Below are 18,549 nucleotides of genomic sequence, written 5' to 3'. Positions count from 1 at the left end.
GGGCACGAGAGCGTAACGAATAAAGACCTTTTGGTTCAGTTTAGCTTTTTGAAAAAACGTCGATAACCTCCCCGTCATTCCCGTGAAAACCGAAATCCAGGTTCTTTTCGTCTCAGCACAAACACCAGGATTCCGGGTTTTATCAGAATAAAGAAGATAAAATCGGGATTTTCAGATAAAAGTTTCAAATTTTTCAAAGGGCTAAATTGTTACGACCATTTTAATAAAAAATCCTGGCAGCCTCGAAAAAAAACTTGACATCCAGATTTATTGATATATATACTGATATATCAATAAATATATGAGGAACGATCATGAATAATAGCCTTCGTTACAAAGCCCACCAACTCATCAAAGATAGGATCATTTCCCTTGAACTCAAGCCGGGAGATGAACTCCGTGAAGGCAACCTGGCCAAAGGAATGGGTATGGGCCGGACTCCGGTCCGTGAGGCATTGCTGATGCTGGAGCAGGAAAAGTTGGTTGAATGCCGGGCCAATGTGGGATACGTGGTCCGGAAGCTGACCCGTAAGGAGGCGGAAGATTATTATGCCCTGCGGGAAGCCCTGGAAGAATTCGCAGCGCCGCTCATAATTGAAAGGATCACCCCGGAGTTAGTCAAGGAACTGGAAAAAATTCTGCAGAAATCGGAGGAATGCCTGAAAAGGGGGGATATCAAGGGCATCGCCGCCAATAACACCGAATTTCATAGCATCCTTTACAAGGCCACCGATTCGGAGGCCTTCATGGAACTTATCTTATTGGTAATCGATAAGATACGCTGGCTCCTGGCCATTGCGGTAACTTATCAAAAAGGGCCGGCCGAAGCACTGGCGGATCATCGCCGTATGCTGCGGGCTATCCAGAACAGGAGCTTGTCCGAGCTGAAGAAGGAAATTCGCCTCCATCTTCAACATGCCCGGGAAAAATATTTTTTAATGTCGGAAATGCTTTTTTAAATAATAAGAATAAAGGAAGCAGGAGGTACTTATGAAAAAGGTCGAAAGAATCAGCAAATTTTGGATATGGGTAGTATTATCCGTTCTTCTGGCGCTTGGCTACTGGATACCCTCTCAAACGTTGGCTGCGGAACCAGTTTACGCCCTCAGGCTGACTAATCCTTTGCAGGCCGAATCCCTGGTGTCAAAGGCCTTGGAAAATTGGGGCAAAGATCTGGAAAAGCGAACCAATGGGCGGATCAAGCTGAAGTATTATCCCAATGCCACTCTGGCCTCCATGCCGCAGCAATACGACGCTGTGGTCAAAGGAATCGCCGAAGTAGGTATGCACATTCTGGGCAATACCATGGGACGGTTTCCTCTGAGCGAAGTATTGGATCTGCCACTCGGATGGCCCAACTCCACAGTGGCCACGAGGATTGCCAATGAATATTACGAAAAATTCAAACCAAAGGAACTGGAGACCGTCAAGGTGCTCTGGCTCCATGAGATGGGGCCCGGCTGGCTCTGTACCTTGAAGAAACCGGTCAACACGCTGGAAGATCTTAAAGGCATGAAGATGCGGACAGCAGGGAATAATGCCAACTACATGAGGGCACTGGGTGGTGTACCCGTTGCCATGCCCATGACGGAAGTCTATGACGCCCTTTCCAGGGGTATGGTCGACGGACTATCGTCTGCTTACGAAGCCCTGGAAAACTGGAAAACAGGTGAATTCGTTAGATACGTGACGGAAAACAAGGACAGCACTTTCAGCGCCACCTTTCTCGTGGCCATGAACAAGAAATATTGGGAAGCACTCCCAAAGGACATTCAGACCGTGATCGATCAGATGAGCAAAGAACAGGTGGAGAAATTCGGAAAGGCCTGGGACGAAGCTTACCGGTCCGGCAAGGATTTCGTTACCAAACGAGGCACGAAGATCATCACCCTATCTAAAGAAGAGGAAGTTAGATGGGTCGAAAAGGGAGCCAAACCGATTGTCGAGTCTTATGTTACCCGTATGAAGGAAAAGGGGCTTCCGGGAGAAGAAGCGGTCAAATTCGTTCAGGAACGTTTAAAGGCCATTAGGAAATAACCGGTCGGTCGGGGTGGCTATAGAAGCATTCAATCCGAATAGCGGAGGGAAAATGGGAGGATTACAAAAACTGGCCGTGCGTTTGACTGGAGCCATGGATATGGTGGCAGCAGCCACATTGGTGTTCATGATGTTCCTGACGGTTACCGACGTTGTGCTCCGATACCTCGGCCACCCTTTTATGGGGGCCTACGAGGTTGTCGCTTTTGGCGGTGCCGTGGCTATAGCCTTTGCCATGCCCAGGACATCTCTGGTGTACCATAATATCGCTGTCGAATTTCTTACCGATCAACTCGGCAAGGGGGTTCGGCGATGGCTGAGCCTTTTCACGAGGTCTCTCGGCATTGGGCTCTTCATCCTTCTGGGTTACGGACTTATAAATAAAGGCCTGGAACTGTATAGAGGGGGGGAGGTAACACCGGGTCTCCAGGTTATCTTCTACCCTATTGCCTTTGGCTTAGCCCTTTGCGCCTTTGTGGAAAGCGTTGTTCTTTTTTTTCTCATGATCCGGGAATTTATAACCGGAGAATTTGCAGGAGGGGGCCATGAGTGAACTTACGGTTTGTTTCATTGCTCTCCTGGTATTACTGAGCCTGTTCCTGACCGGCATTGAGCTGGCCTTTGCCATGGCCATCACCGGCGTTGCCGGATACGCCTATCTCTATGGGTTCAGTACGGCAATTGACATGTTTGCCAACGATTTCTTTGATACCCTGTCTTCCTACGCCTTGACGGTCATGCCCCTTTTTGTCTTGATGGGACAGATCGCCTTCAATGCCGGGATTGCCAAGAGGCTTTATGACGGTGCTCATAAGTTTGCGGGCCATATTCCCGGGGGGCTGGCCGTAGCTACGATCGTAGGAGCGACCATCTTCAAGGCAATCTGCGGGTCCGTGGCCGCCACGGCTGCCACCTTCGCCAGTGTCGCCGTTCCGGAGATGGACCGGTTCGGCTACTCCCGAAAGCTTTCTACGGGGATTGTGGCCATCGCCGGCACGCTGGGTGTTCTGCTGCCGCCCAGTATGGTCCTTATCGTTTTTGGAATAATCACCCAGTTGTCCATCGGCCGGCTTTTCCTCGCCGGGGTATTTCCAGGACTGATCATGGCCTTCTTCTTTGCGGTGATCGCCTATACCTGGTGCAAAATCAATCCTGCGGTGGGTCCCAAGAGCGACAAGTTTCCGATGAAGGAAAGGCTGGCCTCCATTCCGGGAAATATATGGCCCATCATCATTTTTCTCTTCATAATCGGCGGACTGATGAACGGCATTTTCACCCCCACCGAGGCGGGCAGCATCGGGGCCTTCACCGTTCTGGTGCTCTGTGTGGTCAGAAGGGATATAGGCTTCAAAGGATTTCTGAAATCGGTTCAAGAGGCACTTCGGACCGCCAGCATGGTGCAGATCATGATTGCCGCCTCGGTCGTTCTGGGGCATCTGATTACGGTAACCGACATTTCGAAAATCACGGCCGAGTGGATCGTGACCCTTCCCGTACACCGCGTGCTGATTATGATGGTCATTTTTTTGATCTATCTGGTGGGCGGTTCGATCATCGACGATCTGGCCTTTATGATCCTGGCCACACCGATTTTTTTCCCGGCCATGGTCAAACTCGGCTATGATCCAATCTGGTCCGGCATCATGATCGCTCTGACGGTTTGTATCGGCTGCGTCATCCCACCGGTCGCCATTTGCGTTTTTGTAGTCAAAAACATAACCAAGGAACCCATCGGCGTCATATACGCCGGGTGCTACCCCTTTCTCCTGTCTCTGATCCTGGTCATCGGTTTACTCTTTGTGTTCCCCTCAATTACCCTTTGGCTGCCGTCCATAATGATGAAATGAAGTTTTGGAGAAAGGAGAAAATGTTGGTCAGACAAACAATCGATCCATACTGGGATACTGAAATAGAGACCATGTCTTCGGACCAAATGGCTGCAATCCAGTTGGAAAGACTAAAGAAACAGATCGTTTACAACTACACCAACTCGTTGCTCTACCGGAGAAAATTTAATGAAGCGGGGATGAAACCGGAAGATGTCCGGAGTTGGGAAGATTTTCGAAATATCCCCCTGACGGGCAAGGACGAACAGAAGAGAACCCAGGAGGCCTCGACCGCAGAATTAGGACATCCCTTCGGACCGGGCACTATCACCTGTGCGCCTCAGGAAAAAATCGTCAGACTGAACTCGACCTCCGGTACTACCGGCACCCCGACCCTTTATGCCCTGACCCAGCATGACGTGAATATCATGAATGAGCTGCACGCCAGAAGGCTTTGGATGGTGGGCATAAGGCCAGGCCACCGGATCCTTCAGGGTCTGTCCCTCAGTATGTTTACCGGGGGGCTTCCCTTATCGCAGGGGATAATGCATTCGGGGGCCTGCGCCGTGCCGGTCGGGGCCGATGGGGGAACCAAAAGGGTCCTCGACTTTATCGATCTGACCCGTCCCCAAGCGCTCTTTACCACACCTTCCTTTGCCCAGTACCTTTTGGAACAGTGTCCCAAACTGATAGGAAGAGAAGCCGGAACCCTTGGTCTGAAATGGATTTTTCCTGTAGGAGAGCCTGGTGCAGGCAACATTGAGGTGCGTAAGCTTTTATCGGCGGGCTTCGGAGGAGCGCACATCTGTGACCAGACCGGAGGGGGCCACAGCTTTCAGGGGGCCGAATGCCTGGAGCCACCGGAGGTGTACAGCGGTATGCACTTCACCTCGGCCGACTACTGTATCCTGGAACTTGTCGACCCCAAGACCAAAAAAAACATCGAAATAGAAAACGGAGCCGTAGGAGAAATGGTCATGACCTTCCTCGAATGGGAAGGAACACCATTTCAGAGGTACGCCTATGGGGATCTCCTTCAGGTATTTACAAGCCCATGCAGTTGCGGGAGGACCGGTTTGAAATTCAAAATCATCGGCCGGGCCGACGACATGCTCATCGTCAAAGGCGTGAACGTCTTTCCCGAGGCGATCAAAAAAGAAATAGTGAAATTTGTTCCGAGGGTCACCGGGTTTTTCAAGATCCTCCTGGATAAGCCGGGACCGGCCATCACGCCTCCGCTCACCATCCGGATCGAGTACGGGCAGGGCCTGGGGGAAAAGGACATCGTCGCCCTGGAAGATGAAATGGAGAAGGCCTTTAAGGAGACGGTGCGTCTGAGACCAAAATTTCTCTGGGTACCTCCGGGTTCCATACCAAGAGAAACGGCCAAGAAGACCAGGCTGGTTGAAATCGCCCCTGGGGGCAACAGGGTCAGGAGCGAAAAATGAATGGGCGATTGGAAGAACTCCGGGCTGCCAAAGCGAAAACCCTTCTCGGCGGAGGCCGGGAGCGCATTGACCGACAGCATAAGGCCGGAAAACTGACCGCCAGGGAGAGGATCGACCTTTTGCTCGACTCCGGAAGTTTCCAGGAATGGAATATGTTGCTCGGGCACGCCCATGGACTCCCCGCTGAAGGCGTAGTGACCGGGGCAGGAATGATACATGGGAGGCCTGTCTGTGTCTTTTCACAGGACGCGACCGTTGCCGGCGGTTCCATGAGCCATTGGCATGGATTCAAGGTGCACCGGACCATTGAACGAGCCATTGAGATGCGGGTTCCCCTCATAGGACTGTTTGATTCCCCTGGGGCCAGGGTGGAAAGACCTGATGACGGCGGAAACGCCGGTGTCGTTCCGAACAGCGACAAACATGAGGCCTCCGTCTTTTACCCCAACACCCAAGCCTCGGGAGTGATACCCCAGATCTCTGCGATCCTGGGGAGTTGCGCCGGCACGGCCGCTTATTCTCCGGCCCTCACCGATTTTATATTCATGGTCGATGGTATCAGCCACCTGTTCATCACCGGCCCGCGAATCGTCAAGTCGACTTTAGGGGAAGAAATCGGCCTGGAAGAATTGGGCGGGGCCAGGGTCCACACCAGGGTCTCGGGTGTGGCCGATCTGAGGTTCAAGAATGAACAGGAGTGCTTTATCGGCCTAAGAAGACTCCTTTCTTTTCTTCCTCAAAACAACCAAGAACTTTCCCCGCTGTCAGATACCGGAGATGATCCAGACCGCCTGGATGAGGGCCTGGCCTCGATCATACCGGAATCACCGAGCAGGGCTTATGACGTCCGCAAGGTGATTACCCGCCTGGCCGATAAGGGGGATTTTTTTGAAATAAAGCCCGAATTTGCCGGGGAGATTGTCGTGGGCTTCTCCCGTCTTGGAGGGCACAGCGTCGGTTTCATAGCCAATCAACCCATGATCCGCGCCGGAAGTCTCACCGTGGACAGCTCCGACAAAGAGGCCCGTTTTATCCGGTTCTGCGATGCCTTCAATATACCGCTCATCCTGCTTATCGACACACCGGCCTATATGCCCGGCTCGGCCCAGGAGCACAGAGGAATCATCCGCCATGGCGCCAAGGTGCTCTACGCCCTCTGCGAGTCCACCGTGCCCCGTATAGGCCTTATTCTGCGCAAGTCTTACGGCGGCGGCAATCTGGGCATGGGCATCACACCGGGTATGAAGGTGGACTTCACCTTTTACTGGCCTTCGGCCGAGGCCGGGATTCTCGGGGCACAGCAGTCGGTCGACCTGTTCTATGCCGACGAGATCGCCAAGGCCGAAGATAAAGAGGCCTTCCGGGCGGAGATGGTCCGTCAGTACCGCGAAAGATACGCCAATCCGATTATCAATGCCTCCGGGAATCTCTATGCCGAGGATGTGATTGATCCGGCGGAAACAAGAAGGATACTTATCCGTTCTTTACAATTCCTGCGAACCAAATCCAGGAATTTGACGGTTTTTAAAAGGCATGGGAATATGCCTATGTAACCGTTGTACCCGTGTTGAATATCATCCGGCCAACGGCTCATGGCCGTAGGTCACTTATTAAACCCCCATGCCCTGTCAGGCACCCGCGAGCATGAAAATACTTCCGTAGGGACGGGTTTTAAACCCGCCCCTACAGCGCCCCAGCAGAGGCTACGGGTGGTTAAAAATTTATTTTCGTATTAAGGGCAAGGAAGGAACACGATGACAGAATCGGTTTTAAAGGGTAAGAAGATACTGGCGGTTGATGATGAACCGGACGTCCTGGCGGTACTGGAAGAAGAGATCCTCGGGGCCTGTCCGGGCTGCACCATCGACAAGGCTACCAGCTACGAAGGGGCAATGGCCCTGCTGAAATCAAAGGAGTACGATATGGTCGTTTTGGACATCATGGGTGTCCGCGGCTTCGAGCTCCTTGAAATGGCCGTCTCCCGGAAATTCAAGGTGGCCATGCTGACGGCCCATGCTCTGAACGCCGAGGCTCTCAAAAAGTCCCATGATCTGGGTGCCGGGGTCTACCTGCCGAAAGAAAAGCTGGCAGAAATCGTTCCTTTTCTTGAGGACCTTCTAAAATACGAGCATACGCCGGGTTGGAAGCGACTTCTGAAGAAACTCGAAAACTATTTCGACGAACGGTTTGAAGAAGACTGGAAGAAGAAAACAGGGATCACCTACTGGTGACCATCAAAAAAGGAGGCAAACAATGTTAAAAAAGCGACTGTCTGTATTGGTTTTAGTGGTATTGGTTCTCGTGGCAAGTGGCGGATTGATTACTTACACCGAAGCAGACAGCCCCTCGGCAAAACAATCGCGCATCACTCGAATCGAGATCAGCAACAAAATCAGTCCTGCTTTCGGTGGCACTTCATTTGGTTCTGTAGGCCGATACGAGTTCCTGGTCGGTAAGGTGTACGGGGTGGCTAACCCCAGGTCCTCCCGGAATAAGGGAATCATCGATCTTGATAAGGCACCCCGGAATGATCAAGGCATGGTCGAGTATTCAGCCGATATTGCGATTCTCAAACCGATTGATGTGCCCAAAGGGAACGGTCAACTCCTGTATGATGTATTGAACCGGGGCCGCAAGTTTTCATTGGTTATGTTACTCGGCACAGCCAACTTTGCTCAACCGGTCCCTGCTCAGCCGACCGGAGATACAACACTGTTGGAGCAAGGGTTTACATGGGTCTGGAGCGGATGGCAGAGCGATTTTCCGTCGACGGCCAACGCTGTAGGCGGTGGTGCCATGGCCGCTGTATTTCCAATCGCAACAGAAAATGGCAAGGCTCTGGTCGGTACCAGTCACGAAGAGATACGCCTTGACGGCTCTGCGCTCGGCGTTGCTGCGGTTGCCCCATCGGCCTTGACCTTCCAGTGGAAACTCACCTACCCCTCGATGACGCTTGATTCGTCTAAGATAGCCCTATACTACCGGAAATTAGCCGCTTCTGAGCCGATGAAATTGGACGCCTCTTCCATTGTCAGGTTCATCGATGAACGCACAATCGAGATAAAGCGGCCTAACGGCACTGACCTCGGAGCAATATTCAATCTCTATTACCCCGCTACGCAACCGATCGTTATGGGTCTGGCATTTGTGTCGGTACGGGACGTGATCTCATTCCTGCGATACGCGGCAGTTGACGAAAGTGGCAAACAGAATCCGCTGTTCGTTGCGGGAAAGTCCTCAGTCAAGAGGGCGATAGCTACCGGGGCCTCCCAAAGTGGGAGGTTCCTGCGAGATTATGTGTATCAGGACTTCAATATTGACGAAAAGGGTCGAAGAATATTTGACGGGGTGGTACCGACCATCGCCGGTGCAAAGCGGGCATTCATCAATTACCGCTTTGCCCAGCCGAACGTGAGTCCCCAATGGCAGCACGATTACTGGGGGTTCCCGGGTGCCCAATTCCCGTTCACTTACGCCACCCTGTTTGACCCAATCTCGGGCAAGACCGACGGGCTATTGAAGCGCTGCTCAGAGAGTAAAAGCTGCCCTAAGATCATGCAGGTGGATACCGAGTCCGAGACCTGGGGCTCGTACAACTCTCTTGTTGTCACTGACACGACGGGCAAGCCTCTCGTTTTGCCCAAGAACGTACGTGCCTATCTGATCGCAAGCCTTGCACATGTGCCGGGCAATCCCACTATGCGTGCATTCTGCCAGCAACTACTTAACCCACTGTCATTGGCAGCCCCCTGGCGTGCGTTGCTTGCGGATATGGGCCAGTGGGTTGGCCAGGGTATTGAGCCACCAACAAGCCGCTATCCTTCCAGGCCTTCCGATGGACGCGTTAGTGTTGATCAACTCGCGGCAATGTTTCCACGTATTCCAGGCGCACCATTTAACTGGGCGGTCAGCAAGCCTTACCCTGTGGATTACAGTCGGGTCCCATGGCCGGTTCCCGCTGCTTTCTATCCGGTCTCGGTTACACGGGTGAATGCGGATGGGAACGGCATGGATGGGGTGGTGATGCCGCAGGTGGCGGTACCGATCGCGACCTATTCAGGTCGCAACACGCGTGCTGAGGGTTTTGCGCAGGATGATCTGTGCAGCATTCAAGGCTCTTATATTCCCTTTGCGAAGACCAAGGCCGAACGGATAACGAATAATGATCCGCGTCCGTCCTTGGAAGAACGGTACACCGACAATGTCGTCTATCAGACTAAATTAAAAGCGATGGCCGACAAACTCGTGGCGGAACGACTGCTGTTGCCCAGTGATGCAGCGAGTATTGTGAAGAATACATTGCCTTAATAGCGATTAGGAACCAATAGCAGGGAATCGGCCGTACAAACGCCGGTTCCCCTTGGGAGCTGAAAATAAAAGGGGACGGACAAAAGGGGACAGGAGGTTTCTTTTTTGGGTAGCTTATATTCTTATTTTGCCTGTGTTGGGCACTGGAGCCTACCCTCAGTAATAGCAATACGTCCAAACTCCTGGAGGGGAAACCCTCCGGGAGTTTTTCAATTCCCCATTTAGTCTGTTTCCCACCCCTTATTTATGCGCTCAAAATATCGACGCCCGTTGTCTAAATTGTCTATTAATCCGGTAGATTACATTTTTTTTGGTGGGATCATGGTTTCGAGAATTCCGATGAGCGATCAGGCCGGTACGCCAGCTCATGGCCCCCTCGGTGACCAAGAAATGAAAAAATGGTTTTGATTTCAAGGAAAAGCAGGCGGGGTATTGGAAAGCGACGATTCCATTGATTCTCTACCTGATTAGTTTCGCCGCATGGGAAACGAATTCGGCAGGAGGGACAATCGAAGTATTGCGGAATTTTTTTTCGGGAAAATGGTGGATGTTACCGGTGATCAAAAAGTCAGCCTTGGATTCCAAAGCACATTCTAAAAAGGCATTGTCATCCGGGTCAGTAGTCACGCCATCGACGGTAATCTTTGGGACGACCCATAAGGCCGTCTTTCTGAGTGTTGACAGGAATTCCCTTCTTGGTCTTGGACCGGCGGTAAGAAGCGATCTCGCCTTCAATTTCTTCGTCGCTCATCTCGTCCAGCCCGGCTTTCCGCGCGCTGCGCTGAATGGTGGTCAAAATCTCAGGTTGTTTTACGACGTTCTTCAGATAGTCTTCCACACTTAAAATGACTACTTTTGGTTTTCCCCGCCTACTCACCAGGAACCGAGTTTTTTCCTTCTCCGCTTCTTCCATCATTTCCCCAAAATGGGTCCGGGCGGAAAGGGCGTCGACCAGTTTCGTTGCCGATTTAGTCGCCATAAGTTTCTCCACATTATATTAATCAATTAATTAGTTTGCTAACGATTAAGAAAATTATTCCTGGATAGAGTATAGAATAAGCAAAAGACAGGGTCAAGAAGAAACCTAAATCTACCACCTAAATTTTGACGGGCTGATTTTTCTGCTTTTCAACGCTATTTCTCCAGACGTTTAAAGCCTATGGCCTTGGAGGAAGCACTCCTTGATCAATTTTCGGTCCGTCGGTCCCCCATATCTATTTCGGCTATGACAAGGCCGCCAACAGCGACGTCTGGAAGACCGGCGAAGATAATGTGGTTCGAGGCCATGGCCGGCGCCAGCCTCTACTACAAAGTGGCCGAGGGCTTCTATCTGATCCCGGAATTCACCCTGTACGATTACGGCCGGAAACCCAACGATGCCGCCAAAACCGAATTAGGCAAAGAGTGGTTGGGCGGGGTGCAGTTCCGGTTTGTGTTTTAAGTTAAATACCTTAATCAAAACCCCGGAACACTCCGGGGTTTTGATTATTCAATCGGTTTATGTGGCCCGGCCCGGTTTTGAATGCCAAGCTTTCGACTTTTTTTGAACTGAGGGGGAAGCAGGTGAGATATGGCAGAATAAGCTGTTTCGGATATTCCATGAAACACTTCAGAGAAACCCCCCATTTCCCATCATAGGCTAATATCTTTCTCCATTCCTTTCTAAAGTCCTTTCTTTTTTGTCAAGTAAATAAAGAAACTTACCAGGGTTCTTCCTTTTAGGAGTACTTTTTGGTTGCTTTTGTCAATATTTTTTATATAAGATTATAACAAGTTTTATTGAGGAATCAATAGATTATGTAATCCTTGAATTCTAAAGAGATCTAATGGAAGAATAAAAGTTCCCATTTCTTATGAGGGAGGTGATTTTTTTTAGAAGGAATTTTCAAACAAAAAAAACGAATTCTTATTGGGCGCCATTCCTGGGAAACCATTTGCATTGGTTTGCTGAAGCTTATAGCAAAAAATCCAGTCCTACCGGCACCTGAAATTTTTAAGACTTTGAAATTGCCTCTTAAGACATTGGAACGCTGGCTAAAGCGATTAAAGTCCGAAAACAAGATTGAGTTTAGGAGTAGTCGTAAATTTTGGGGATACTGGATTAAGCAATAAAAGGCTGGACTGGTTTATCTGAAAGGCCACAATCATTTTGCCCGGATAAAACCCCTTAATGAGAAGGAGGTAACTTGGCAGAGGGAAAGATCCTGATACTGGGGGATGAGCAAGAATAATTAACTTAATGTTGAAATGCCGAATGTTGAAGGAAGTGAACCAGAGCAGAATCACAAAGAACTACAAGCGAGCGAGTTCGATCGGACATTTCTGCTATCCGAGCCTGATCGATTTCTAATTGAGTGGCCAAGAGGAGGATAAACCTATGCCGGTTATAGCCAGATTTTACGGCATCATAATCAAGATGTACTTCAGTCAAAGCGAACACGGAATCCCTCACTTTCATGCGATTTACGGGGAGTTCAATGCTGTTTTTGCTATCGAATCATTAGAGATGATTGAAGGGGATTTGCCGGATAGAGCTCAACGACTTGTCAAAGAATGGGCTGGCTTTTACCAAAAGGAATTATCGGAAATGTGGAATCGTCAAGAATTTAGGCAACTTCCAGGATTGGAGTAAATTGAACATGGAAAAGATACAAAAAATTAAGGCCGTACAAACCATAGGGAACGACCGGTTACTTGTCACTTTCGAAAATGGAATTAAAAAAATCTATGATTGCAGCCCTCTTCTTTCCAGACCGCAGTTTCACTTGCTTACGAGTCCTGCTTTTTTCAATGCCGTTCACGTTGATCCAGGAGGTTATGGCATTTCGTGGAGCGACGATATTGACCTGAGTGAATATGAACTGTGGACAAATGGGAAAGCAGTGCCCAACGAATCGCTCAAGACGGATGTGGCAAAAGACCGCCGTGCCGCTTAGCCTTGCGATTAGCCGAAAAATGGAACGGAACGCAGAGTAATCGTAGGGAACCTATTGATGAATCCTCGAAAGGTCATTCCGATGAAGAAGTTAGCGCAGAAAAGATCGCCAAAGAAAAGAATGGCTCGGAAGCCGAGGTTTTTGGAATCATTAGCTGGATCGGACGCCTTGTCGATTCTTAAGATTTTAGCTGAGCGCCATGACAACTTAGCCCAAGAAATCGATGCTATTGCGGAGGAACTGTTACGTGAAGTCGACGTTGAAGATGTAGCGACGGACGTCAAGGACGCACTGGAATTCTTGGATGTCGAGGATGTTTGGGATAGGTCCGGCAAACGCAGAGACGGGTATGTTGATCCTGGCGATGCGGCGTGGGAGATGTTTGACGAAGCATTGGAGCCTTTTCGGCACGACATAGAGAAATATCGAAAGCTTTGCATGTTGAAGGAAGTGAACCTGTACTATCAGGGGATATTGAAGGGCATCCATGATTTCGACAAGGAATCAATGACCGAGTACAAGCAGTGGGCAGTGGACGCGCCGGGGGAGTATTTCGGGCAGGTGCTCAGCGAATGGAAGGCGCTTCCCGACGGGCGATTGCCGTTGTCTGTTATGCGAGAGTTTATCAATGAGCATTGCCCGGACTACGCTGAGTGGGGAGCACGTCTGCTGGAGTCGCGCCGCTGATGAAGGACACGGAATGGTGCTTTGGTTGTTAAGCGTACTAAGCAGCGGCTACCATCGCCACTTCTACCGACGTCTCTGTGATTTTGGGCACAGAAACGCCAGCGTTAAGCAGGCGCGCGCCATTCTTGCGGCCGAGATTATCCGCACGCTCGACGAGCGCGGGCTATCGACCCGCGAAGCCGAAAAACTGACTGGCGTATCCCATTCCGAATTTTCCCGCATTCGGAACGCACGGCTTGAACGCTTCACGCTTGACCGGATGATTACGATTCTTGGAAAGCTCGACGAGGATGTTGAAGTGAACATTACCTTCCGAAACCGTCATGCTTTTCAAGACGGGTTACACGCCTAAGAGGGAACCGAGGGATGTAAAATAAGGGAAAAGGAAAAAGAAAAAATCCATCGCAAGAGGGAGGAGCGTTGAACATGGAACACTGGAAGAGCTTTGGACAGGAAATAAACCGACTCCTTAAACCCCAGACCTTTCCCCTGGCAGTACGATTGGCCGGGGAAGAAGGGCAAATACCGGCACGGGCCAAAAGACCCGGGAAAGATTTAGGGAAAAAATTGGCCCCTTGCCAGGGGGCGGCCCTGGCACGAAAATACGGTTGGACGGTGGCTGTCCAGGCTGAAGATTCAGGTTGCGCCATAGCCAGCTTCAGTTATGGCTGGGAGCCGCAAACCGATCGGGCCAAGGCGGTTGAATTTCTGACCCGAATGAACTATAGCCGCGATCAGGCGGCAGCCGAAGCGGCCCTTTCCAGTTGGCGACTTTTAGCTCCGGGGACATGCCGGGCAATCATTTATTCTCCGCTGGAAAGAACCGAGGTGGACCCGGATGTGATCCTGCTCTATATCAATCCGGCCCAATTGATGCGCCTTATCCATGGGGCCACCTACCGCACGGGAATCCCGATCACCTCCTCCTTTTCCGGCCGGGCCGCCTCCTGCACCGAGGGGGTCCTCGGGGCCTACCTGGATCGTACGGCCAAAGTGGTTGTTCCCGGCAATGGAGACAGGGTCTGGGGGACGGCTCAAGATGATGAGATGGCCTTTGTGGTCCCGGTTGATCTGCTCGAAGGTTTAATCGAAGGATTGAACCGGACCCACGAACGGGGTATCCGTTACCCGATACCGGCCTTTTTGGACTATCAGCCCATGGTGGGCTTGAAACTCCCCTTAACAGACATCTTTAAATAGATAGGAAAGAATCCGCGCTCTTCCGGAACAATCTTTTCCGGAGGAATCAGGCCCGCGGTTCAACTCACCACCCCAAAATAGTGGGGCCATTCAGGATCTGACTATGCCGACCGGGAAGAAGGGAATGTCGATTTCAGATAAATTCGGATTCATTTCTAATGAACTGCAACAAGCCGTCAGACGTCAGTATAGAGCCAGTCAAATCAGACCACTGTATGCCTTAACCTTTCTCACCTATCGATGCACCAGCCAGTGTCGGGCTTGTAATATCTGGAAACGGGAGCCGGCTGATGAAAAAAAAGAGATGGGGATTGACGGGTGGAAAAGGGTTATCGATCGATTGAACCGAAGCGGCGTCACCGGTATTGAACTCTTTGGAGGAGATGCCCTGTTAAGAAAAGATGTGCTGTTTGATATTATTGAATACTGCCGGTCCAAAAAGATAACCACTTCTCTTCCTACCAACGGTAATCTTCTGGACCAGGAAACCGCCCGGCTTCTGGTTGACAAAGGGTTGGACCAAATTCACTTTTCCATTGACGGACCTCGCGCGATCCATGACTTCATAAGAGGACAGGAAGGTAGTTATAGCCGTATAGCGGCCGCTGTTCAGAAAATTGCCGGATACCGCAAAAAGGCCGCCTGTCCGGAGATCATCATCAATACCACGATTTCAAAACTTAATTACACTTCTCTGTTCGACCTTCTGGAAGAGATGAAATCTTTCCCGATCGATGCCGTCAAATTGGGCTACCTGAGCCAGATTCCCCAGGAGGCCGTACGGGAATCGGCGGTAAAGGGCTGTCTACCCGATCCCTATTTTGAGAGCACCGATGAGGAGAACCACCTCCTTTCAAAGAAAGAAGCCGGCCATCTCAATAAGAGCGTAAGGGAAATATGGCGATCCAGAAGGCATTATCCCTTCTCTCTTAATTTAGACAACCTCCTCATTATCCCTGAGCAGGGATTGGAAAAAGGGGTATTCCCCCAAAGTCCCTGCCACAGGGCCTGTATCGAACCGACCATTACTCCCTATGGAGATATTTTGCCCTGTCCCTTCTTCAGCCACTACCTTTTAGGCAACCTCTATGAGGAGCCCCTGGAAACCATTTGGGGAAACCCGTCTCATAGGGACTTTGTCAAGGCCCAGAAGAATGGAAAGATCAGGATATGCAGCCACTGCAATATGCGCATGTTTAAAAAAGGGTTGCGTTTGACGATAAAAAAAGGTCTGGCCCGGTGGCTCTATGCCTGACCAATTCCGCACAGGGTTATGAGCGGTGGCAATCTTTAATCGACGCGATTTCATCTTTACTTTAATAGCCTTCCTGTCTGGTTTTACCATTAAGCCTTCCCGGGCTTTTCCGTTAGAATCAAAAAACAAGTCTGCAGGTTCATCCTTTTCGCCCGGACGGGGTGAAACCGCCTGGGCCGAAAAGGCCGACCTGATTGCCATAAGGGCAAAAGACGCCTTTTCAGGGGACGATTCCATCCACCCTTATGTCAACAGGATCAATCAGGAGTCTGTTCAGACGATGATCGATGCAGGACTTGAACGTCTGACCGGGCAGAAAGGATCCAGGGCTGCCTGGCGGTCTTTGTTTAACTATCGTAAAGGGGAGCGGGTCCTGATCAAACCCAATCTCAATTGGATCGATTGTGCATTTCAGAAGATTATCACCTCTCCCCAGGTCGTCAACAGCCTGATCAGGGGGCTGATCCTTCACCATGGCATAAAAGAAAAGGATATCACCCTTTATGACGTCTCCAGACCGATTCCGTCTTTTTACCGGAAAAGGATTTTATACGATATTCATTATGTCGGGCAGCCGGTTTCCTATTATCAGAGGGGACGCAGGAAATTCTTTGGAGACTGGACCCGTCCCTCCCCAAAGCCCATAGAAACCACCTTCCCGGTGAAAGGTAACAAAGGGGAGCCGCTCAAGTGTTATCTGCCCAGGATCGTTGCTTCAGGGGATCATCTGATTAACATGCCAATCGTGAAGGCCCACCCCTTCCTCCTCTTTTCCGGGGCAATGAAAAATCATTTTGGCAGTATCGCTTTTAGTGATAAAACGACCAGTCCAAGCCCTTTCCACGGCCTCCATATTGATCAGTTCATCGTGGATGTCAATACGAATGAGCACCTGAAAAAGATTACCAGACTGGTGCTCTGTGACGCCCTGGTCGGAACCTGGAGCGATGATCACCTGGGTGAGCCGGAGCGGTTTAAAACTTTTGGATCGGCCTTTCCCTCTTCTCTATTCGTGTCCTGGGATCCCCTGGCGATGGATTTTTATTTGAGAGAGATCATCTCGAAAGAAAGGGCCGCCAGAGATTTGCCTTTTAAATCCGATGCCTTTCTTTCAATAGCCAAAGAAAGGATTTCCGGGAAGGATAAATTGCTTTTTAAAAGCCGGTCCTTTGAATTATGATGGTCTCGTAAAACTCGTCATTCCCGATTCCGTCCCGTAGGGTACTACACCCCGGAGGGCGCTGGCGGGAAGCCAGGCCAGACCTAACTAATTAATCCAGCATTTGGCGGGACTGGATTCCCGTTTTCACGGGAATGACGTAAATCAGCGCTTTTGAACTTTTTACGATGTTGTCAATTATGACCTGCCCCTGAAAGAGATTTGCATTTATTCTTGATTTAAGGGTATAATAGAGGGTGTTGCGGGTTGCGAGTTGCAGGAAGTCGTTACTCGTTGCTGGGTGCTCGTTAAAACAGGTAACGAGTGAGCCTATTGCAAATGTTTAAATTCGGTTAAAATAGGTCAGGCATCCTGCCTGACAATATTCGGATCGGCCGAAGGCCGATTGTGTTGAAATCATTAGATAGTCAGCCGGGACGGCTGACCTATTGGGTGTTATTTTTGCATAATTAAGACTTTTGAAAGAAACTCTGTTAATAGAGAAGTTTCAAATATTTTTAGTCAGGCCTTTAAAAAGGAGAATACTCCATGAAAAAAATAGCTATTTTCTTCAGCGTCCTTGGGGTGATCGGATTGGTTTCTTTGGTTTATGCCGGTTCTTATCGCGGGTCGAGATATAATCCTTACGATCCCAATCGAAACGAAATCGGGCACGATCAGAGCCCGACCCAGATGAGAGGTCCCTATCAAACCTATGATTTGGCCAATCCCGCTACTCCGGACCCCCGGACTTTGACCACCCCTTACGGCAAGGACCCTCGAAGATGGTACGACAGTCAGAAAGATTATCAGGAAACCTACGAAAAGACCGTTCAGGATCCCAGAACCCTCACCAGTCCTTATCCCTCTAAAAAGGGCCTTCCCTATTCTTCGGAAGAATTGACCAGCCCCTATGATGAGGTCATTCCCCAAAGACCCGGGAAGCCGGCTACGAGCCAACAACTGACCCCTCCGGCGATACAAGAGTAGCCGATGGCTTCGTACAGCCGTATTCAAAACCAATTAGATTTTTTGTATCAGCTTAGTTTTATGAAATACTGTTTTCACCGCAGAGCCGCAAAGAACGCAAAGGGGGAATAATTTTTCCTTTCTGTTGAGAGGACAGAAAGGAAAAAGCTTTCGCAACCCTCCGGGGTGTAGGCCCCTCCGGGCCGGAAGCCCTTCGGGTAATTATGGCCGGAGGCCCTCCGGGACGGAGTCCAGGGTTGTTTTGTTCAATCCTGCCTCTCACGGGATTGAACAAAGATAATTCTCTCTGCGTTCTTCGCGCCTTTGCGGTGAAGAAAAATTCTCTTTTTAAACAACTAAAGTGTTGGAAAACGAGAGGTTAAACTTCCTCCGCCTCGTCGACGGTCTTACGCATTCGGTTGATGTGCGGAAGAACCGGCAGAAAAAAGATAACGGCCACGATGGAAAAGATGATCAGGCAGATGGGGCGGGTAATAAAGATCATTCCGCTGCCACCCGACATGAGGAGCGACTGCCTGAGGGATTGATCCATCATCGGTCCAAGGACCATGGCCAGGACCAGGGAGGCGCCGTCATACTTGAATTTTTTCATCAAGTACCCTAATACCCCGAAAAAGAGCATCATCCCGATTTCTGCAGGGTTATTGTTCAGGCTGAAGGCTCCGATTAAACAGAACAAGAGGATAAGGGGAAACAGTACCGG

General features: G+C 50.3%; 20 protein-coding genes. 17 read left to right on the top strand and 3 right to left on the bottom strand.

Going from position 1 to position 18,549, the window contains the following annotated elements:
* Nucleotides 1-314: 314 nt before the first annotated feature.
* The 8 genes from HY879_27260 (at nt 315) to HY879_27225 (ending at nt 9,619) form a co-directional block, all read left to right on the top strand.
* Entirely contained in the window at nt 315-959 is a 645-nt protein-coding gene (locus HY879_27260) for a GntR family transcriptional regulator (protein ID MBI5607046.1), read from the top strand.
* Between the two features lie 31 nt (nt 960-990).
* Nucleotides 991-2,037: a TRAP transporter substrate-binding protein gene (locus tag HY879_27255; protein ID MBI5607045.1), complete on the top strand. Its 1,047-nt coding sequence runs from the start codon at nt 991-993 to the stop codon at nt 2,035-2,037.
* 52 nt (nt 2,038-2,089) lie between these two features.
* Entirely contained in the window at nt 2,090-2,590 is a 501-nt protein-coding gene (locus HY879_27250) for a TRAP transporter small permease (protein MBI5607044.1), read from the top strand.
* Entirely contained in the window at nt 2,583-3,884 is a 1,302-nt protein-coding gene (locus HY879_27245) for a TRAP transporter large permease (protein MBI5607043.1), read from the top strand. The genes HY879_27250 and HY879_27245 overlap by 8 nt, the downstream gene beginning before the upstream one ends.
* A gap of 20 nt (nt 3,885-3,904) precedes the next feature.
* Nucleotides 3,905-5,311 carry a hypothetical protein gene (locus HY879_27240; GenBank protein MBI5607042.1) on the top strand — a complete coding sequence of 469 codons (1,407 nt, stop codon included), beginning with the start codon at nt 3,905-3,907 and terminating at the stop codon, nt 5,309-5,311.
* Nucleotides 5,308-6,864 (top strand): acyl-CoA carboxylase subunit beta, encoded by a 1,557-nt coding sequence (locus tag HY879_27235; protein MBI5607041.1) that lies wholly within the window; start codon nt 5,308-5,310, stop codon nt 6,862-6,864. Before HY879_27240 ends, HY879_27235 begins: the two co-directional genes overlap by 4 nt.
* A 201-nt stretch (nt 6,865-7,065) precedes the next feature.
* Nucleotides 7,066-7,542: a response regulator gene (locus HY879_27230; GenBank protein MBI5607040.1), complete on the top strand. Its 477-nt coding sequence runs from the start codon at nt 7,066-7,068 to the stop codon at nt 7,540-7,542.
* 22 nt (nt 7,543-7,564) lie between these two features.
* On the top strand, nt 7,565-9,619 hold the full coding sequence (locus tag HY879_27225; protein MBI5607039.1) for a hypothetical protein: 2,055 nt from the start codon (nt 7,565-7,567) through the stop codon (nt 9,617-9,619).
* A 459-nt stretch (nt 9,620-10,078) separates the two neighbouring features.
* On the opposite strand, the gene HY879_27220 is transcribed toward HY879_27225, so the two are convergent.
* Nucleotides 10,079-10,246 (bottom strand): PIN domain-containing protein, encoded by a 168-nt coding sequence (locus HY879_27220; protein MBI5607038.1) that lies wholly within the window; start codon nt 10,244-10,246, stop codon nt 10,079-10,081.
* The gene (locus HY879_27215; protein MBI5607037.1) at nt 10,236-10,598 is read right to left on the bottom strand and encodes a type II toxin-antitoxin system prevent-host-death family antitoxin; all 363 of its coding nucleotides are present in this window, start codon (nt 10,596-10,598) and stop codon (nt 10,236-10,238) included. The genes HY879_27220 and HY879_27215 overlap by 11 nt, the downstream gene beginning before the upstream one ends.
* A 291-nt stretch (nt 10,599-10,889) precedes the next feature.
* On the opposite strand from HY879_27215, the gene HY879_27210 reads away from it, so the two are divergent.
* The 9 genes from HY879_27210 to HY879_27170 all read left to right on the top strand — a co-directional run bounded on the left by HY879_27210 (nt 10,890) and on the right by HY879_27170 (nt 17,846).
* A complete protein-coding gene (locus HY879_27210; protein ID MBI5607036.1) occupies nt 10,890-11,060 on the top strand; it encodes a hypothetical protein in 171 nt (56 codons plus the stop codon).
* Between the two features lie 936 nt (nt 11,061-11,996).
* On the top strand, nt 11,997-12,251 hold the full coding sequence (locus HY879_27205) for a DUF4160 domain-containing protein (protein ID MBI5607035.1): 255 nt from the start codon (nt 11,997-11,999) through the stop codon (nt 12,249-12,251).
* A 16-nt stretch (nt 12,252-12,267) separates the two neighbouring features.
* Nucleotides 12,268-12,555 carry a DUF2442 domain-containing protein gene (locus tag HY879_27200; GenBank protein MBI5607034.1) on the top strand — a complete coding sequence of 96 codons (288 nt, stop codon included), beginning with the start codon at nt 12,268-12,270 and terminating at the stop codon, nt 12,553-12,555.
* Between the two features lie 141 nt (nt 12,556-12,696).
* A complete protein-coding gene (locus tag HY879_27195; protein ID MBI5607033.1) occupies nt 12,697-13,242 on the top strand; it encodes a hypothetical protein in 546 nt (181 codons plus the stop codon).
* A gap of 13 nt (nt 13,243-13,255) precedes the next feature.
* Nucleotides 13,256-13,594, top strand: coding sequence for an XRE family transcriptional regulator (locus HY879_27190; GenBank protein ID MBI5607032.1), 339 nt, complete (start codon nt 13,256-13,258; stop codon nt 13,592-13,594).
* A 74-nt stretch (nt 13,595-13,668) separates the two neighbouring features.
* Complete coding sequence (locus HY879_27185) at nt 13,669-14,442, top strand: DUF169 domain-containing protein (GenBank protein ID MBI5607031.1); 774 nt, start codon at nt 13,669-13,671, stop codon at nt 14,440-14,442.
* A gap of 124 nt (nt 14,443-14,566) precedes the next feature.
* Nucleotides 14,567-15,697, top strand: coding sequence for a radical SAM protein (locus HY879_27180; protein ID MBI5607030.1), 1,131 nt, complete (start codon nt 14,567-14,569; stop codon nt 15,695-15,697).
* 25 nt (nt 15,698-15,722) lie between these two features.
* Nucleotides 15,723-16,877 carry a DUF362 domain-containing protein gene (locus HY879_27175; GenBank protein ID MBI5607029.1) on the top strand — a complete coding sequence of 385 codons (1,155 nt, stop codon included), beginning with the start codon at nt 15,723-15,725 and terminating at the stop codon, nt 16,875-16,877.
* Between the two features lie 528 nt (nt 16,878-17,405).
* Nucleotides 17,406-17,846, top strand: coding sequence for a hypothetical protein (locus HY879_27170; protein ID MBI5607028.1), 441 nt, complete (start codon nt 17,406-17,408; stop codon nt 17,844-17,846).
* A 358-nt stretch (nt 17,847-18,204) separates the two neighbouring features.
* On the opposite strand, the gene HY879_27165 is transcribed toward HY879_27170, so the two are convergent.
* On the bottom strand, nt 18,205-18,549 hold a 345-nt coding region (locus HY879_27165; protein ID MBI5607027.1), incomplete at its 5' end, for a tripartite tricarboxylate transporter permease.

It is taken from the genome of Deltaproteobacteria bacterium (assembly GCA_016219225.1).
In the GTDB taxonomy this organism is placed as follows: Bacteria; Desulfobacterota; RBG-13-43-22; order RBG-13-43-22; family RBG-13-43-22; genus RBG-13-43-22.
Note: the sequence above shows the minus strand (reverse complement) of the source record. Positions and strands in the feature narration are given on the sequence as shown.

What these genes read in the sequence shown, in the direction of transcription:
- HY879_27260 (MBI5607046.1), top strand. Translation starts at nt 315, where the DNA reads ATGAATAATAGCCTTCGTTACAAAGCCCACCAACTCATCAAAGATAGG.
- HY879_27255 (MBI5607045.1), top strand. Translation starts at nt 991, where the DNA reads ATGAAAAAGGTCGAAAGAATCAGCAAATTTTGGATATGGGTAGTATTA.
- HY879_27250 (MBI5607044.1), top strand. Translation starts at nt 2,090, where the DNA reads ATGGGAGGATTACAAAAACTGGCCGTGCGTTTGACTGGAGCCATGGAT.
- HY879_27245 (MBI5607043.1), top strand. Translation starts at nt 2,583, where the DNA reads ATGAGTGAACTTACGGTTTGTTTCATTGCTCTCCTGGTATTACTGAGC.
- HY879_27240 (MBI5607042.1), top strand. Translation starts at nt 3,905, where the DNA reads ATGTTGGTCAGACAAACAATCGATCCATACTGGGATACTGAAATAGAG.
- HY879_27235 (MBI5607041.1), top strand. Translation starts at nt 5,308, where the DNA reads ATGAATGGGCGATTGGAAGAACTCCGGGCTGCCAAAGCGAAAACCCTT.
- HY879_27230 (MBI5607040.1), top strand. Translation starts at nt 7,066, where the DNA reads ATGACAGAATCGGTTTTAAAGGGTAAGAAGATACTGGCGGTTGATGAT.
- HY879_27225 (MBI5607039.1), top strand. Translation starts at nt 7,565, where the DNA reads ATGTTAAAAAAGCGACTGTCTGTATTGGTTTTAGTGGTATTGGTTCTC.
- HY879_27215 (MBI5607037.1), bottom strand. Translation starts at nt 10,598, where the DNA reads ATGGCGACTAAATCGGCAACGAAACTGGTCGACGCCCTTTCCGCCCGG.
- HY879_27210 (MBI5607036.1), top strand. Translation starts at nt 10,890, where the DNA reads ATGTGGTTCGAGGCCATGGCCGGCGCCAGCCTCTACTACAAAGTGGCC.
- HY879_27205 (MBI5607035.1), top strand. Translation starts at nt 11,997, where the DNA reads ATGCCGGTTATAGCCAGATTTTACGGCATCATAATCAAGATGTACTTC.
- HY879_27190 (MBI5607032.1), top strand. Translation starts at nt 13,256, where the DNA reads ATGGTGCTTTGGTTGTTAAGCGTACTAAGCAGCGGCTACCATCGCCAC.
- HY879_27185 (MBI5607031.1), top strand. Translation starts at nt 13,669, where the DNA reads ATGGAACACTGGAAGAGCTTTGGACAGGAAATAAACCGACTCCTTAAA.
- HY879_27180 (MBI5607030.1), top strand. Translation starts at nt 14,567, where the DNA reads ATGTCGATTTCAGATAAATTCGGATTCATTTCTAATGAACTGCAACAA.
- HY879_27170 (MBI5607028.1), top strand. Translation starts at nt 17,406, where the DNA reads ATGAAAAAAATAGCTATTTTCTTCAGCGTCCTTGGGGTGATCGGATTG.